Origin of the sequence: Kitasatospora sp. NPDC085464 (assembly GCF_044541955.1) — a bacterium.
In the GTDB taxonomy this organism is placed as follows: Bacteria; Actinomycetota; Actinomycetes; order Streptomycetales; family Streptomycetaceae; genus Kitasatospora.
In genome coordinates, this window is sequence record NZ_JBITTM010000058.1 from 25,597 (window position 1) to 42,584 (window position 16,988).

8 protein-coding genes are annotated in these 16,988 nt (G+C 76.2%); 7 read left to right on the forward strand and 1 reads right to left on the reverse strand.

Annotated features, from left to right (window positions below):
- Positions 1 to 481 precede the first annotated feature (481 nt).
- From ACIGG8_RS36355 to mfd, 4 genes are all read left to right on the forward strand, one after another.
- Complete coding sequence (locus tag ACIGG8_RS36355; RefSeq protein WP_350526146.1) at positions 482 to 1,483, forward strand: SMI1/KNR4 family protein; 1,002 nt, start codon at positions 482 to 484, stop codon at positions 1,481 to 1,483.
- A gap of 76 nt (positions 1,484 to 1,559) precedes the next feature.
- Positions 1,560 to 4,355, forward strand: a complete 2,796-nt coding sequence (locus ACIGG8_RS36360; RefSeq protein ID WP_396552892.1) for an SUKH-4 family immunity protein — start codon at positions 1,560 to 1,562, stop codon at positions 4,353 to 4,355.
- A gap of 265 nt (positions 4,356 to 4,620) precedes the next feature.
- Positions 4,621 to 6,138, forward strand: coding sequence for a hypothetical protein (locus tag ACIGG8_RS36365; RefSeq protein WP_396552893.1), 1,518 nt, complete (start codon positions 4,621 to 4,623; stop codon positions 6,136 to 6,138).
- Between the two features lie 714 nt (positions 6,139 to 6,852).
- Entirely contained in the window at positions 6,853 to 10,482 is a 3,630-nt protein-coding gene (gene mfd, locus ACIGG8_RS36370; protein ID WP_396552894.1) for a transcription-repair coupling factor, read from the forward strand.
- 129 nt (positions 10,483 to 10,611) lie between these two features.
- Here mfd and ACIGG8_RS36375 read toward each other — a convergent pair whose 3' ends face one another.
- The gene (locus ACIGG8_RS36375; RefSeq protein ID WP_396552895.1) at positions 10,612 to 11,250 is read right to left on the reverse strand and encodes a DUF4352 domain-containing protein; all 639 of its coding nucleotides are present in this window, start codon (positions 11,248 to 11,250) and stop codon (positions 10,612 to 10,614) included.
- 208 nt (positions 11,251 to 11,458) lie between these two features.
- Here ACIGG8_RS36375 and ACIGG8_RS36380 point away from each other — a divergent pair, with 208 nt between their 5' ends.
- The 3 genes from ACIGG8_RS36380 to ACIGG8_RS36390 all read left to right on the forward strand — a co-directional run bounded on the left by ACIGG8_RS36380 (position 11,459) and on the right by ACIGG8_RS36390 (position 16,279).
- A complete protein-coding gene (locus ACIGG8_RS36380) occupies positions 11,459 to 13,690 on the forward strand; it encodes an N-6 DNA methylase (protein WP_396552896.1) in 2,232 nt (743 codons plus the stop codon).
- 181 nt (positions 13,691 to 13,871) lie between these two features.
- Entirely contained in the window at positions 13,872 to 14,594 is a 723-nt protein-coding gene (locus ACIGG8_RS36385; RefSeq protein WP_396552897.1) for a hypothetical protein, read from the forward strand.
- Positions 14,591 to 16,279, forward strand: a complete 1,689-nt coding sequence (locus tag ACIGG8_RS36390) for a protein kinase (protein ID WP_396552898.1) — start codon at positions 14,591 to 14,593, stop codon at positions 16,277 to 16,279. The genes ACIGG8_RS36385 and ACIGG8_RS36390 overlap by 4 nt, the downstream gene beginning before the upstream one ends.
- Positions 16,280 to 16,988: the final 709 nt, after the last annotated feature.

Consider the following 16,988-nt stretch of genomic DNA (forward strand, 5'->3'; position numbering starts at 1 on the left):
CCCGATGCTGGCCGAATGCGCACCCCCTCGTCATGACTTGTCCGCCGATTCACCGAAAAGGTCACCGGCCGGGGCGGCGGCCGGTACCGTTCCGGCGGCGGGCCGGGCGGGTGCGGCCGGCGATCAGGGAGGCTTCCGGCGGGGCCGGCTCCGGTGCCCGCAGCGGGTGTTGAGGCCGGGTCGCGGGGCCGGGCGTCAGGGCCGGGTGTCGGGGCCGGGTGTCGGGGCCGGGTGTCGGGGCCGGGTGTCGGGGCCGGGTGTCGGGGCCGGGTGTCGGGGCCGGGTGTCGGGGCCGGGTGTCGGGGTCGGGTGTCGGGGCCGCACCCCACCGGGCGCGGCCGGGGCGGCCGACGCGAGCGGTCGGCGGGGCGGTCCCCGGGGGCGGGGGTTGTCCAAAGGCGGGGGTCCGGGCCTTGAGGGGACCCCCTAGGCTGGTGCCAGCAAGCACCGAGTATTTGCAGCAGCCAGTGGGGGCTCCCAGATGACGACAGGTCGGCCCGGCGTCGCCGCCGCACCGAACGCGGCGTACGCAGGTCAGGTGGTGCAGTTCCCGGATCCGGTCCGTGCCGAGCGGCACCCCGCCGGGGTCAGCGTGGACGAGTACGGCTACCCGGACTTCGGCCCGTACGCCGCCGCCGCGGCCGAGGTCGCCGACCCGCCGGAGGGCTTCGGCGTGGACGAACTGCGGCTGACCGACTACGTCTCGGCCAATGCCGCGCTCTACACCCAGGGCCACCCGCTCTGGGCCGACCTGGAGACCGCCGTGGCCACCCCGCCCGGCTGGACCTGGCACCACGCGGTCGGCCGCGCCGCCCCCGGCTGGCGGCGGATGGAGCTCGTCCCGGTCGAGGTCAAGGCACTGCTGCGGCACCACGGCGGCCTGGCCACCTCCGCCGCCGACCACACCCGGCGCGGCACCCGCCCGCTGCAGGAGCGCCGGCCGGTCCACTTCTCGCTGGCCAAGGACGGCGGCGACCCGATCGGCGTCCCCGAGGACCTGGTTCAGCGCGCCGAGGAGCGCCTCGGCTACCGGCTGCCCGGCGCCTACCGCACCTTCCTCAAGCTGGGCGGCGGCCGCGCCCCCGTCGGCGTGGCGCTGGACACCGACCTCGGCCTGCTGCTCGACCAGCCGTTCCTGACGCTGACCGAGGAGTACGGCACCGATGACGTCGTGTACGCCAACAAGTGCCTGCGCGACCACCTCACCAAGGACTACCTGGCGGTCGCCTACGCGCAGGGCGGCCTCGTCGCGCTCAAGGTGCGCGGCGAGCGGACCGGCTCGGTCTGGTTCCACCTGTACGACGACGCCCGCGACTCCGGTGGCCCGGAGGCCCCGGAGGACCGCTGCGCCCGACTGCTGCTGCCCTGCGGAGAGGACTTCGACGCCTTCCTGCTGCGGTTGGCGGGCAGCCCGCCGGAGCTGGAGACGGTCGCGGAGCTGATGGTGGACGGCGGGTTCGCCAGGGCCGTCCCGGTGGGCTGATGCACGGGATCGCGGTGGACGTGGTGGTGCTGGTGGAACGGGGGACGACGAGGATGCGGACAGGGGTGAACCGGGCGTGGTGACGTACGCGCAGGCGCAGGAGCTCGCCGAGGAGTGGATCAACGGCGGGGTGCCGCGCTCGCAACAGCGCGAGGTGCGGGTCCGGGAGTTCGACCTGGGCTTCGTCTGCTGGGCGATGCCGCCCGGGGACGGCACCGGGAACGCGGCCGGGGCCGTGGGGCCGGACGGCTCGGTCGCTCCGGGCGGTGGCTCGGGTGAGGCGCGGCTGGTGATCGCCCGGGACACGGGCGCCAGCACGCTCTGGCCGGCGTTGCCCGTCAACGAGGTGGTCCGGCAGTACGAGGAGGTCTACGGGCGGCCGGTCGCGGCCAACCCGGCGGGGGCGGCGAAGCCCGCGCCCGGGCCGGTGGAGGCGACGTCCTTCCTGCTCAGCCCGCCGCAGTGGCTGCAGGAGGCGGGGGCCGCGGCGATCGCGGCGGAGGCGGAGCGGCTGGCGGGCGGTCCGGCCGTCCCGCAGGCCGGCGCGCCTGCGCCCACTGCCGCTGCCGCGCCTGCGTCTGCGCCGACGCCGACGCCGACGCCTGCGCCCGCTCCGGTGCCGGTCGAGGAGCCGTTCGCTCCGCCGGTGCCGCCCGCGCCCGCCGTCCTGACCGAGCCGCCGGTCTCCGACCGGCCCGCCGGGGACGCGCCGACCATGCTCGCCCCGCCGCCGGGATTCGACGGGCCGGGCGCCGCGCCGCAGCCGCAGGCCGCCATGCCCGTCCCGCCGACCGCCGCTCCGGCCGGACCGCCTGCACCTCCGGCCGGTGCCGAGGCGGCGACCGTCCTGATGCCCGACGGACTGCGGACCACCGGCTCGGACCTGCCCGACGCGCCCGCGCCGGGTGCCGAGGCCGCGACCATGCTGATGCCGCCGGCGAGCGGCGGCTACGGCATGCCCCCGGTCCCGCCGTCCGGCGCCCAGCCGCCGGCGGCCCAGCCCCCGGCCGCACCGCCGACCCAGGCACCCGCCCCGGCCCCGGCTGCCGAACCGGCGCCGACGCTGCTCGCGCCGCCGGACGCCATGCCCGGGCTGATGGGCCTGCCCGGTGCGCCGGCGACCCCGCCGGGCGCGCCGGTGGAGCAGGCGCCGACGATGCTGGCCCCGCCCGGGGGAGCCCCCGGCCTCGCCGGCCTGCCCGGCGCCCCGGCCGGCGCCCCGGGCACCCCGCCGGGTGCCCCGGTGGAGCACGCGCCGACGATGCTGGCCCCGCCCGGGGGAGCCCCCGGCCTCGCCGGCCTGCCCGGCGCCCCGGGCACCCCGCCCACCGGGACGCCCGCCGCCGGCGCGCCGCAGGGCGGGCTCGGCCGCGCCCCGGGCTCGGCCCCGCCGCCGCCCCCGCCGGCCGCGCTGCGCGGCGGCCCCGCCGGTTCGCCCGGTGCGGGCGCCGCCCCCGGCGTGCTGGGCCGCGGCGGCGGCTCCGCCCCGCCGCCGCCCCCGCCCGCCGGGCTGAAGCACACCGGGGGCTCCGGCACGCCCGCCGGCGCCCCCGGCGGTCGCGGGGCCGGTTCCGCCCCGCCGCCCCCGCCCCCGGCGGGGCTGCGCGGCGGCGCCCCGGCGCCCCAGGGCACTCCGGCCGGTGGCACGCCCTCGGCGGGGGTGGCGTACGAGGCGACCCAGCTGGCGAGCGCGATCGACCCGGCCCTGCTGGGCGCCGGCCCGGCGGACCCGGGCACCCCGCCGTCCGGCGGCCCCGCCGTCCCGCCGCCGCCCGGCGGTCCGGCGGCCCCGGCCACGCCCGCGGCCGGCTACGGCTACCCGAACGCGGGCGGCGCCGCCGGGGTCGTCCCCCCGGCGGCGGTGACCGGCTCGCCGCAGGCCGCGCCGGTGCCCCCCGGGGTGCCCGCGGTCGGCCCGGGCTACTTCGCCGCGCTCAGCTACCGGGGCCCGGACGGTTCGGAGCAGAAGCTGCTGCACCGCAGCGAGCCCGGCACCCCGCACCCGGAGTGGAAGATCCTGCAGGACCTGCGCAGGCTCAACGTGCCGCCGGAGCAGGTGCTGGAGCTCTACACCGAGCTGGAGTCGTGCGACCTGCCCGGCGGGTACTGCAACCGCATGATCGCCGCGTCCTGGCCGAACGTCCGGCTCACCCACACCGCCCCGTACGGCCGCGACCACGCGTCCCGGCAGGCGGGGATGGCCGAGCTGCTCGACCACCTGGACGAGCTGCACCAGCTGGCTTCCGGCGCCCAGCGGGTCCGCCCGTTCCGGGTGCCGCCGCCCGCGCCCGGGACGGTCCAGGCGCTGCCGCCGCTCCCGCCGCAGCAGCTGGCCCAGGAGGTCGGCGCCGCCTTCGGGCAGAACGTGTTCCGCTACGAGCAGCGGGCCGTCTCCCGCCAGGGCGTGCCCGAGCCGGTGTCCCAGAGCCTGATGTGGGCCGGGCTGCCGCGCGACTTCGGGCCGTTCTTCTGGGCGCAGGCACAGGAGGGCCGTCCGATCCCGACGCTCGCCGAGCTGGCCGCCGAGCGCGGCCTGGCCGGGGGCCCGGACTTCGGCGGCTACCTGGTGCTCGGCAACGACTACGGCCGCCAGCTCTGCGTCCAGTACGGCACGGCGAACGTGGTCGCGGTGGACGTCGATGGAACCGGCCAGCCGCCCCGGTTCGTCAACAGCGGTGTACCGGAGTTCGTCCGCGCGCTGGCCCTGCTGGGCCGGATGTGGCGGCTGCGGTACGGGCTGACGCCGGACCAGGCCGGTCGCTGGACGACCGACTTCCAGGCCCAGCTCGCCGCGATCGACCCGGCGGCCCTGCAGAACGCGGACACGTGGTGGGCCGTGCTGCTGGAGCAGTTCTGGGACGGTCTGCTGTAGCGGACCGTCGCGGATCCTCGCAGGTGGGGAGGGGTCGTTCCGGTGTCCGGGACGGCCCCTCCGGCGTGCCGCCGTGGCTGTGCCTCGTTGGGGTTTCGCCCGGATCTGCGCAAAATAGGTCAAGAGGATGGATCTATTCGTCCGGTCCTCGACGTATTCCGGTCCGCACGACGACCGAATCCGGCCCCGGGCACCGAACCGGTTCCGGATCCGGCCGTTCCGTCCGATCATGGGCTCCGCAGCCCGCGAACGAGGGGAAGAGCCCATGAGCGACGCCGTCCCCCAGTACGGCTTCACCCAGGCACGGCGCGGCTACGCGCCCGAGCAGGTCGAGCGAGCGCTCGTCGCGCTCACCGCGCAGCGCGACGAGGCGTGGGAACGGCTCAGCGTCCTGGGTGCCGGGATCCGGCAGATGGAGGCCCGGCTGGAGGACATCCGCCGGACCGCCGAGGAGGCTCCGGAGCCCGACTACCAGGTGCTCAGCGAGCAGGCCGCCGGACTGGCCGTGATGGCCGGGAACGAGGCGCGCGCCGTCCGGGAGAAGGCGGAGCGCTTCGCCGAGGACCTGCGCGACGAGGTCTACGAGGCCGGGCAGACGCTCGACCGGGAGGCCAAGGAGTACGCCACCACCACCCGCACCGAGGCCGACGCGGCCGCCCGCCGCACCGACGAGCGCACCCGCGCCGAGGCCGAGGGCATCCGCTCGGAGTCCGACCGGGAGAGCCGCGCCGTCCGGGACTCCGCCACCGCCTACGCCGCCAAGGTGCGGGTCGCCGCCGCCGAGGCCAGCGAGCAGGCCGAGGCCGAGCTGGCCGCCCGGCGCCGCAAGGCCGACGAGACCTTCGCCGCCGCCCAGGCCGAGGCCGACGCCGAGGAGGCGGAGGTCTCCTCGACCGCCGAGCGTCGGGTCAAGGAGGCGGAGCAGCACCGGGAGACCGTGCTGAACCGGATCAAGCAGCAGGAGACGGACGCCCAGGCCAAGGCCGACCAGCTGATCGAGCAGGCCCGCCGGGAGGCCGAGAAGATCAACGCGGCGAGCGAGCGCGAGCAGCGCGAGTTCGACACCCGGCTGGACACGGTGCAGCAGCACCTGGATCACATCAAGGCCACGCTGGCCTCGCTCACCGGGGCGGCGGTCGGCCAGATCGAGCCCGAGGTGGTGGCCGCCGCTGCGGCGGCTCCCGCGGCGCCTGCGGCGCCCGCGACTCCTGTCCCGGCTGTGGCCCCGGCACCGGCGTCGGCACCGGACTCCGCTCCGGCTCCGGCTCCGACGGACGCGGTCGCCGATGCCGGGTCGGTGGACTCGGAGGCGGACACCGGGGAGATCCCGGTGACGAACCTGCGGAAGGCCTCGACCTCCGGGCAGGCGCCGAACGCCCTGCGGGCCGCGGGTGCGGGTGCGGGCACGGCGGCGGAGAAGGCGACGACGGCGCTGCGCTCGCCGGTGGTCGGCGGGGGCGCCGCCAAGGCGTCCGCCGAGGCCGTGGTGACCGGTCCGGTCGCTCCGGCCGCCGTCCCGCCGAAGCCCGCGTCGCCGCCGTCCCCGCAGGCCGCGTCGCCGTCCGCGTCGCCGTCCGCCTCGCCGTCCGAAGCGCCGTCCGCCTCGCCGTCCGAAGCGACGGCTGACACGGCGGTCGACGGGGACGGCGGTACGGAAGGGAAGGCCGGAGCCCGTGCCCCGTGGCAGTCGGAGGAGGAGACCCGGATCGTCCCGAAGATCATCATCGTCGACGACGGCAGCGGCTACGCGACCCCCAATACCGTGAGCTACCGGCGCCGTTGACGGCGCGCCGGTCCTCCGGCGGCTGCGCGCCACGGTGCCGTCCGGCTCGCCCCGCCCGCGAGCGGCCGGGTGAGTGTCCCGTCCCGGGCCCTGACCGCCTCCTACCGGGCGGTCGGGGCCTCCGCCGTGCGGTCGGCCGCATCGGTGATCGGCAGTGGCGGCCCGCAACGGTGGCCGGCATCGGTGGCCCACAGTGGTGGCCGTCCGGTGCGGCGAACCACGCGCCGGCCGGGGAAACGAAGTAGGCCGAGACCCGTGGCGCCCTCCAGGAAAGGGCGCCACGGTTCCCGGCGCTTGGGCGGGCGCCCCCACCCAGGGTCGCCCGGCCTCGCACCTCCGACCCCCATCGGGGGTGCGACAGTGCCGCCACAGCCATCCCCCACGGTTGGGTGCGGCGGGCACGTTCACCATGGTGCGCGATCTCCATGGACGGCCAGTGACCGGAGTATGTCCAGTTCGTGGCGGATGGCCGTGGCCGGTGGGGCGCGGTGTCCGGCTGGTTCGTCCACCCGCCGGTCCGGCGTTCCGGTCGGCGTTCCGTCCGGTGGTTCGTCCCCGCCCGGCCCCGCCGGGGCGGTACGCCGCGTGCGTGTCCCTGCCGCGGCGTAGTCTGGAGACCCCCGGCCGCTCGGCGTGCCGGGTCGTTCGTGTTGCCCTGGCGGGCCCTCGTCGCCCGGGGGCAGCTCCAGCCACGGGACGAAGAAGAGACCCCAGATGAGCCTGACCGGACTGCTCGATGTCGTCGCGCGGGACGCGGCGCTCGCCGAGGCGATCGAGGCGGCCACCGCCACCGGAGCCGCGGCCGGCGGACGCCGCCACCTGGACCTGGTCGGACCGCCCGCCGCCCGGCCATTCGCCATCGCCTCACTGGCCCGGGCGCTCGCCGGGCAGGCTGCCGGGGACCGGGGCCGTCCGGTGCTCGCCGTCACCGCCACCGGCCGGGAGGCCGAGGACCTGGCCGCCTCGCTGCGTTCGCTGCTGCCCGCCGACGCGGTCGCCGAGTTCCCCGCCTGGGAGACGCTGCCGCACGAGCGGCTGTCGCCCCGCTCGGACACCGTGGGCCGCCGGCTGGCCGTGCTGCGCCGCATCGTCCACCCGCGGGCGGACGACCCGGCGGCCGGGCCGGTGCAGGTGATCGTCGCCCCGGTCCGCTCGGTCCTGCAGCCGCAGGTCAAGGGCCTGGCCGAGCTGGAGCCGGTGGCCGTCCGGCGGGGGGAGTCGCACGACCTGGAGGAGGTGGCCCGCCGGCTCGCCGCAGCCGCCTACGCCCGGGTCGAACTGGTCGAGAAGCGCGGTGAGTTCGCCGTCCGCGGCGGCATCCTGGACGTCTTCCCGCCGACCGAGGAACACCCCCTGCGGGTGGAGTTCTGGGGCGACGAGGTCGAGGAGATCCGGTACTTCAAGGTCGCCGACCAGCGCTCGCTGGAGATCGCCGAGCACGGCCTGTGGGCGCCGCCCTGCCGTGAGCTGCTGCTCACCGACGAGGTGCGGGCGCGGGCCGCCGAGCTGTCCGCCGAGCACCCCGGACTGGCCGAGATCCTGGACAAGATCGCCGAGGGCATCGCGGTCGAGGGCATGGAGTCGCTGGCGCCGGTGCTGGTGGACGACATGGAGCTGCTGGTCGACGTGCTGCCGCTCGGCTCGGTCGCGGTGGTCTGCGACCCCGAGCGGGTCCGCACCCGGGCCGCCGACCTGGTGGCGACCAGCCAGGAGTTCCTGCACGCCTCCTGGGTCGCGGCCGCGGCCGGCGGGGACCGGCCGATCGACCTGGAGGCGATCGACGTCTCCGCCGCCTCGCTGCGCTCGCTCGCCGAGGTGCGCGAGCACGCCGCCGAGATCGGGCTGCCCTGGTGGTCCGTCAGCCCGTTCGCGACCAGCGAGTCGGCCGTCGACGGCATCCTGGAGTTCGACGCCAACACGCTGACCCTCGGCATGCACGCCGTCGAGGCGTACCGGGGCGACACCGCGCGCGCGATCGCCGACGCCAAGGAGCGGCTGGCCGCCGACTGGCGGGTCGTCATGGTGACCGAGGGGCACGGGCCCGCCTCCCGCCTCGCCGAGGTGCTGGGCAACGAGGGCATCCCGGCCCGGCTGGTCGCCGACCTCGCCGAGGCGCCCACCCGGGACGTCGTCCACGTGTCCTGCGGCTCGATCGAACACGGCTTCGTGGACGAGGAGCTGAAGCTCACCGTCATCACCGAGACCGACCTGTCCGGCCAGAAGTCCTCCACCAAGGACATGCGCCGGATGCCCTCGCGCCGCCGCAACGCGATCGACCCGCTGGCGCTCGCCGCCGGCGACTACGTCGTCCACGAGGCGCACGGCGTCGGCAAGTACGTCGAGATGGTGCAGCGCACCGTCCAGGGCGCAACCCGCGAGTACCTGGTGCTGGAGTACGCCCCGGCCAAGCGCGGCCACCCCGGCGACCGGCTGTTCGTGCCGACCGACCAGCTCGACCAGGTCACCAAGTACGTCGGCGGCGAGGCCCCGACGCTGCACCGGCTCGGCGGCGCGGACTGGGCGAAGACCAAGCAGCGGGCCAAGAAGGCGGTCAAGGAGATCGCCGCCGACCTGATCAAGCTGTACTCGGCGCGGATGGCCGCCCCCGGCCACACCTTCGGCCCGGACACCCCGTGGCAGCGGGAGCTGGAGGACGCGTTCCCGTACGCGGAGACCCCGGACCAGCTGACCACCATCGCCGAGGTCAAGTCCGACATGGAGAAGTCCGTCCCGATGGACCGGCTGATCTGCGGCGACGTCGGCTACGGCAAGACCGAGATCGCCGTGCGGGCCGCGTTCAAGGCGGTCCAGGACGGCAAGCAGGTGGCGGTGCTGGTGCCGACCACGCTGCTGGTGCAGCAGCACTTCTCGACCTTCGCCGAGCGGTACGCCAACTTCCCGGTGACGGTGAAGGCGCTGTCCCGCTTCCAGACCGACAGCGAGGCCAAGGCCGTGCTGGAGGGGCTGTTCGAGGGCTCGGTGGACGTCGTCATCGGCACCCACCGGCTGTTCTCCTCCGAGACCAGGTTCAAGGACCTCGGCCTGGTCATCGTCGACGAGGAGCAGCGCTTCGGCGTCGAGCACAAGGAGCAGCTGAAGAAGCTGCGGGCCAACGTGGACGTGCTCACCATGTCGGCGACCCCGATCCCGCGCACCCTGGAGATGGCGGTCACCGGCATCCGCGAGATGTCCACCATCACCACCCCGCCGGAGGAGCGGCACCCGGTGCTGACCTTCGTCGGGCCGTACGACGAGAAGCAGATCTCGGCCGCGATCCGGCGTGAACTCCTGCGCGAGGGCCAGGTGTTCTACATCCACAACCGGGTGGAGTCGATCGACAAGGCGGCCGCCCGGCTGAAGGACCTGGTGCCAGAGGCGCGGATCGCCACCGCGCACGGACAGATGGGGGAGACCGCGCTGGAGAAGGTCGTCGTCGACTTCTGGGAGAAGGAGTTCGACGTCCTGGTGTCGACCACGATCGTGGAGTCCGGCATCGACATCTCCAACGCCAACACCCTGATCGTCGAGCGCGGCGACACCTTCGGCCTCTCCCAGCTGCACCAGCTGCGCGGCCGGGTGGGGCGCGGTCGCGAGCGCGGCTACGCGTACATGCTGTACCCGCCGGAGAAGCCGCTCACCGAGACCGCGCACGAGCGCCTGGCCACCATCGCCCAGCACACCGAGATGGGCGCCGGCATGTACGTCGCGATGAAGGACCTGGAGATCCGCGGCGCCGGGAACCTGCTCGGCGGCGAGCAGTCCGGGCACATCGCGGGCGTCGGCTTCGACCTCTACATGCGGATGGTCGGGGAGGCGGTGGCCGAGTTCCGCGAGTCGCTGGCGAGCGGCGGCGAGCCGGAGGAGGAGCCGCTGGAGGTGAAGATCGAGCTGCCGGTCGACGCGCACGTGCCGCACGACTACGCGCCCGGCGAGCGGCTGCGGCTGCAGGCGTACCGCTCGATCGCGGCGGTCAACTCCGAGGACGACATCAAGCAGGTCCGGGACGAACTCGTGGACCGCTACGGCAAGCTGCCCGAGCCGGTGGAGAACCTGCTGCTGGTCGCGGCGCTGCGACTGTACGCCCGGCGGTGCGGCATCTCGGACATCACCCTGCAGGGCTCCAACGTCCGCTTCGGGCCGGTGGAGCTGCGGGAGTCCCAGCAGCTGCGACTGAACCGGCTCTACCCGCGCAGCCAGGTCAAGGCGGCGGCCCAGCAGCTCCTGGTGCCCCGGCCGAGCACCGGGCGGATCGGCGGCAAGCCGCTGGTCGGCCGGGAACTGCTGGGCTGGTGCCGGGAGTTCCTGTCGGCCATGTTCGACGATCTGGCGGGGGCGAAGAAGTAGCACCGCCCCCAGGGGTGTCCACGACGGCGGTCTCGGGCTTCGGCCCGGGGCCGCCGTTGCGCGTTCTGCAGCCCCGACGGCTGTCCGGCTCCGACGGCTGTGCGGCTCCGACGGCTGTGAACAGGGCCGTCAGCCGAGCTTCCACTGGCCGGTCTGCGGGGCGAAGCCGCTGTCCAGGCCGAACTGGGCCTTGTCGAGCTTGGCGTCCTTCGGCACCTCGAAGGTGACGAAGCCGAGGGCGCTCTCACCGGGGGCGATGTTCGCGGGGACCTGGAAGCTCGGGCCGGCCTTGGTGTCCGCGATCGTCGTGCCGAAGGCCTGGCCCTGGGCGTCGACCACCTTGGCGCTGTTGCCCGGCGCGTCGCTGTAGGCCTTCTTGCCGCTCGCCTTGATCCGGAACTGGATCGCCACGAAGCGCTTGCCGTCGGCCGGGTGGGTGAACTCGTCCGCCCCCTCGGCGTTGTCGACCACCTTCACCAGCGTCACGTCGGCGGTGTCGGCCGGGTCGTTGCCCTTGAGCGCGATGGTGTCGCCGACCTTGGCGGGGGCCTTGGCGGTGTCGGCCGGCTTGCTCTCGGCCGGCTTCGCGGCGTCGGTGCCGGCGGCGGGGGCGGCTACGGTCTGCTTCGCCTCGGTCGAGACGGAGGAGCCGCCGGTGGAGTTGCACGCCGTCGCGGAGAGCGTCACCAGTGCGGCGCCCAGCAGCAGAGCGGCGGCGCGGCGGGTGGTGGAGCGGCGGACAGCGGTGCGGCGGGCGGTCGTGGACATGGGTGTCTCCCGGTGATCGGTGGTCTTCCCCGTGTCGCCCCCGGTCGGTGGCGACGGAGAAATCACACCACTCGACTGTGAACCCTGTCAACGATGATTCACGAAAGATCTCTGTTCACATGTGAACTCTGATCGTGAGGCGCCTCGCTATGCTGTGTGGTCACAGAGCCCCGCTGTGTGGCCACAGCCCCCACCGAAGGAGGCCCCCGTGCCGGACCGCCCCGAAGTCACCGCCGTCGAGATCGCCCGGCTGGCCGGCGTCGGCCGGGCCGCGGTCAGCAACTGGCGCCGCCGCCACCCCGACTTCCCCCGCCCGGTCGGCGGCACCGACGCCAGCCCGACCTTCGCGCTCGCCGACGTGGACTCCTGGCTGCGCGCCCAGGGCAAGATCGCCGAACTCCCGCTGCTGGAGCAGGTGTGGCAGCTCGTCGACACCCTCCGCGACCCGGCCGGCCACCCCGCCGCCCCGCTGGTCGAGGCGGGCGCACTGCTCCTGCTGCTGCACCGGGCGCCCGCGCGCTGGGCCGAGCTCGCCGACCAGCCCGACACCCGGCTCGCCCTCGCGCTGCCCCGGGCCGTGGCCGACACCTCCGTTCACACCTTCGGTCCGGCGGGCGCCCGCCTCCTGGGCCTCCCCGGCCTGCTCGGCAGCACCCAACTGGACCTCGCCCGACGGCTCGCCGCGCTCGCCGCCGACGCCGGCCCGGCCGGCGCGTACGAGCAGCTGCTCACCCGTCACGCCGAGGCCAACACCCGTCAGCTCAGCCCCACCCCGCCGGAGGCCGCCGAACTGCTCGCCGCCGTCGCCGGCGTCCCCGCCACGGTGCTCGACCCGGCCGTCGGCCTCGGCGCCGTCCTGCTCGCACACCCGCCGACCACCGCCCGCTACGGCCAGGACGCCGACCCGGTCGCCGCGGCCCTCACCCGGCTCCGGCTCGCCCTGCACACCCCCGGCGACGAGCCCGGCCCGCTCCCGCTGGAACTGCGCACCGGCGACGCCCTGCGGGCCGACGGCTACCCCGGCGACACCTTCGAGGCCGTGCTCTGCCAGCCCCCGTACAACGAACGCGACTGGGGCCACGACGAGTTGCAGTTCGACGCCCGCTGGCCCGGCGGGCTCGTGCCGCCGCGCGGCGAGTCCGAACTCGCCTGGGTGCTGCACTGCCTCGCCCACACCCGCCCCGGCGGTCTGGCCGCCCTCCTGCTGCCGCCGACCGTCGCCACCCGCCGCTCCGGCCGCCGCGTCCGCGCCGAACTGCTCCGCTCCGGTGCGCTGCGCGCCGTCATCGCGCTGCCCGCCGGCGCCGCCCCGCCGTACGGCGTCCCGCTGCACCTGTGGGTGCTGCGCGCGCCCCGGCCGGGGGACGACTTCCGCCAGGTCCTGCTGCTCGACGCCGGGGCGGCGCACTCCACCAAGGCGGCGCTCGCCGGCGGGGCCGCGGCGGCGCCCGCCGCCGAGGGCGGGCGGGACAAGGTCGACTGGCCCGAGCTGCGCCGCACCGTCCTGGGCGCCTGGCGCGGCTTCGACCTGGCCGCCCGCGAGGGCCTGCCGGTCCCGGCCGACCGCCCCGGCGTCCACCGGGCCGTGGCCGCCATCGACCTGCTCGACGACGAGACCGACCTCTCCCCGGCCCGGCACGTCCCGCCCGCCGCCCCGCTCGGCGGCGCGGCCGAACTCGCCCACGTCGCCGGCCGGTTGGCCGAACTCCTGGCCGGCTTGGCCGACCCGGCCACGCTGCTGCCGCAGCCGGGTGCGCAAGCGGGCGTCGCGGCGGGGGCCACTCCGGCCTTCGCGGCGGGGGCCGAATCCGGCGCCGGGTCCGTCGGCGTGGTCACCGTCGGCGAACTGGTCCGCAGCGGTGCGTTGGAGGTGTACTCCTCCGGGACCGGGACCGGCTCGGCGGGGGCGGGCACGGGCCGTACGGGAGCGGCCGGCGAGGCAGCGGGCGGCACCCTCGTCGTCACCGACCAGGACCTCGCCACCGGCGCCGCGCCCAGCGCCGTCCTCGCCACCGGAACCGGCCCCGCCGGGGACGTCCGCACCCGGCCCGGCGACGTCCTCGTCCCCGCCCTCGGCGGCGGCACCGCCCGCGTCGTCCCCGCCGAGGGCCCGCTGGTCGGCGCCGCCCTCGGACGCCAACTCCACCTGCTGCGGCCCGACCCGGGCGCCCTCGACCCCGAGTTCCTGGCCGGCCACTTCCGTTCCACCGCCGGCACCCGGCGCGCCGCCAGCCACGCCACCACCACCGCCCGCCTCGACATCCGCCGGGTCGAGCTGCCCCGCCTCCCGCTCCCCGCCCAGCGGCGGCTCGGCGCCGCCTTCGCCGGCCTCGCCGCCTTCGACACCGCCCTCAGCCAGGCCGCCGCCCTCGGACGCACCCTGGTCCAGGGCGCGACGGACGCACTGGCGACGGGCACCCTGGCGCCGCCGACCGACTGAGGTGACCCAGGCTCAGCGGCGGTCCGCCGTCGGCCGGGTGGCGGCCCAGTAGCGGGGCGGTACCGGCGCGATACCGATGCGGCACCGAGCGGACGGAAGGCCTCCGGGCCGACCGGGCCGGACGGTACGGTGTGCTGAACCGTTCGCACCGCCACCGGTCCCCACCAGCTCAGGAGCGCGCATGTCAGGGCAGTACCCGGGGCAGTTCGGACCGCCGCCCGGCGGCACGCCGTACGGGCCGGGCGCGCCGTACGGGCCGGGCGCGGCTCCGGTGACGGGCGTGGTTCCGCCGGCGGGCGCGGGGCCGGGTGCCGGCCGCGCTCCGGTGCCCGGCCGATTCGGGACGCCCGTGCGGGTCGCGTGCGCGCTGGCCCCGCTGCTGACGGTCGGCCTGCTCGGCGTCGTCCCCTCGCTGGTGCTGGCCGTCCGGCGCAGACGGGCGTACGACATCGTCGGCGCCGTGGTGTTCTGCGCGCTGCTGCTGACCCTGATGGTCTCCGCCGGAATCGCCGGCAGCCTCCAGGACCCGACCGCCGACACCACCGGCCAGATCACCCTGGTCGTGCTGTGGCTGGCGCCCACGGCGCACTTCCTGCTGATGGACCGCCGCGCGGTGTGGGCGTCCGGCCGGCCCGCGCCGCAGGCGGCAGCACCGTACGCGGCACCCTACGCGGCACCGTCCGCTGCGCCCTACCCCGCGCCGTACGGCCCGCCGCCCGCCACGCCGTACGCGGCGACCGTGCCCGGGTACGGCGCACCCGCGCCGGCCACCGGTCCCGCACCGGCCGCTCCCACCACGCCCCCGGCTCCCACCGCGCCCGCCACCCCGGCCCCCGGGACCGCCCACGACCTGCGCGAGCTCGGCGAGTTGCTGCGCCGGCAGGCCCGCAAGGACCAGCCGTGACCACCACCCGGCTGATCGCCGACCGCTACCGGCTCACCGAGAAGATCGGCCACGGCGGCATGGGCCAGGTCTGGGCCGGCCGGGACGAACGCCTGCACCGCGCGGTCGCGGTCAAGCTGCTCCGCCCCGAGCACCTGCTCCCCGGCGGCACCGGCCGTACCGGCGGCGAACGCGGCAGCCACGGGGACGAGTTGCGACGCCGGTTCCTGCGCGAGTGCCGGGTCACGGCGGCGCTCGACCACCCCGGACTGGTCACCGTCTTCGACGCGGGCGAGGACGAGGGCGAGCTCTACCTCGTCATGCAGCGCATCCCGGGCGTCAGCCTGGCCGACCTCATCGCCGAGGACGCGCCCTTCCCCATCGAGCGCGCCGTGGCCGTCGCCGCCCAGCTCTGCACCGCGCTGGCCGCCGTCCACGCCATCCCGGTGGTCCACCGCGACCTCAAGCCCAGCAACGTCATGGTGCGCGAGGACGGCCGCACCGTCCTGCTCGACCTCGGCATCGCCACCGCCCTCGACACCGAGGCCACCCGCCTCACCCTCACCGGCGTGCCCGTCGGCAGCCCCTCCTACATGGCCCCCGAACAGGCCCTCGCCGCCACCACCGACCCGCGCAGCGACCTCTACGCGCTCGGCTGCCTGCTGCACGAGATGCTCGCCGGCGAGGAGCCGTTCCGGGCGCCCACCGCGCTCGGCGTCCTGCGCCGACACGTCGACGAACCGCCCGTCCCGCTGCGGGAGTTGCGCCCCGACGTGCCGCACGGACTGGAGCGGCTGGTCCTCGACCTCCTCGCCAAACAGCCCGCCGACCGCCCCGCCGACGCCCAGACGGCGTACGGGCGGCTGCTCCCGCTGCTGCCCCCGGCTACGGGCACCCCGCAGCCCCGCTACACGCCGCTGCCCGACCCCGTACGGCCGTACCGGTTCCCGCACCAGCCGCAACCCGCCGCCGTCGCCCCGGCCCCGCCGGTCCGCCCGGAGCCGAGCCCGTTCCTGCGCACGCCCGTCCCGTCCGTTCCGCCCGTCCTGTCCGCACCGTCCGTACCGGCGGCTCCGGTGGTTCCGCCCGCTCCCGCCACTCCGCCGCCGTCGCTCCCCGACCTGGGTGCCCAGTGCGCCCGTCTCTCCGACCTCGTCGACGCCGGCCGTCACACCGAGGTCCTCGACCTCGCCGTCGGCCTGCTGCCCCGCGCCGAGGCCGAACTCGGTGACGCCGCACCCCTGGTCCGCACCATCCGCACCATCTACGCCCGCACCCTCCTCCACGAGGGCCACTCCCGGCAGGCCCTCCCCGAGTACCGCCGCCTGGCCGCCACCGCCGACGGCGGCCCGCACGGCCCCCAAGGCCTCGACCACCGCTACCGCGCCGCGATCTGCCTCGAACACCTCGGCCACGGCGCCGAGGCCCTCGCCGAGTACCAGGCCCTCCTCACCGCCCACACCGCCCGCCTCGAATCCGGCCTCGACACCGACCCCGAGCGGACCTACGACCTGCGCGAACGCATCGGCCTCCACCTCGCAGCCACCGGCGACCCGCAGAACGCCTGGCAGTGGCTGCTCCCCCTCCTCCTCGACCGCGAACGCCGCGACGGCCCCCACCACCCCGCCGTCCACCGCCTCCGCCAATCCCTCTCCACCCTCAACCCCCACCCCACCCCCTGGCCCCCACCCACAGGCCGGTCATAGGACGCCAGCGGGGCGGTTCCCCCTCCGCCCTCGCCCCGTGGCCCCGACCGCAACCGGGGCATCCCCTGGCCTGCGACCGAGGCCGGGAGTGGGAAGTCGGCGGGACCGACTTCCTGTGGCGCCCCTATGGGGCTCGGAGTCTTGGCCCTCGCGGCCTCGCGGACCGCTCGCTTCTCCACCCCCACCTCACCCGATGGCCTCCGCGGGCGGGGAGTTGAAAGTCGGCGGGTCCGACTTCTGGCGCTGGGGCCTCTCGCTGCGGGCAGCTTCGACCGTCCCGCGTTCATGACCGCCGAGGGCTGCGTGGGGGATGAGGCCAGCTCCGGCGGACGCAGCGTGCGCTGGAAGTCGGCGGGGCCGACTTCTCGTGCGGGGATGGTCGGTGCCCGCACCCCGCCGGGCACCTCTCGTCCACGAGCCGATCGTGTCCACTGGCGACCGGCGGACTCCACGCCTCGCCCACCCCGAGCCCGCCTGGCGGCCGGCGGGCTCGGAAGGCGGACGGTCTCGGTTCCGACCGGTGGGCGCCGCGTCCCGTAGGGCGCTGCGTGCGCCTGCTCCGGCGGTACGCCTGGGTGTGGGAGTCCGGTGGGCTGGGTTCCGTTGTCGGGCTGCGCGGGGCTGCCTCGGGGTGTCGTTGCCATGGAGGGGGAGCACGGGGCCCGGTTCCGCCGTTCGACCGTCGGGCTGGTCGACTCCGGTGGGCGGG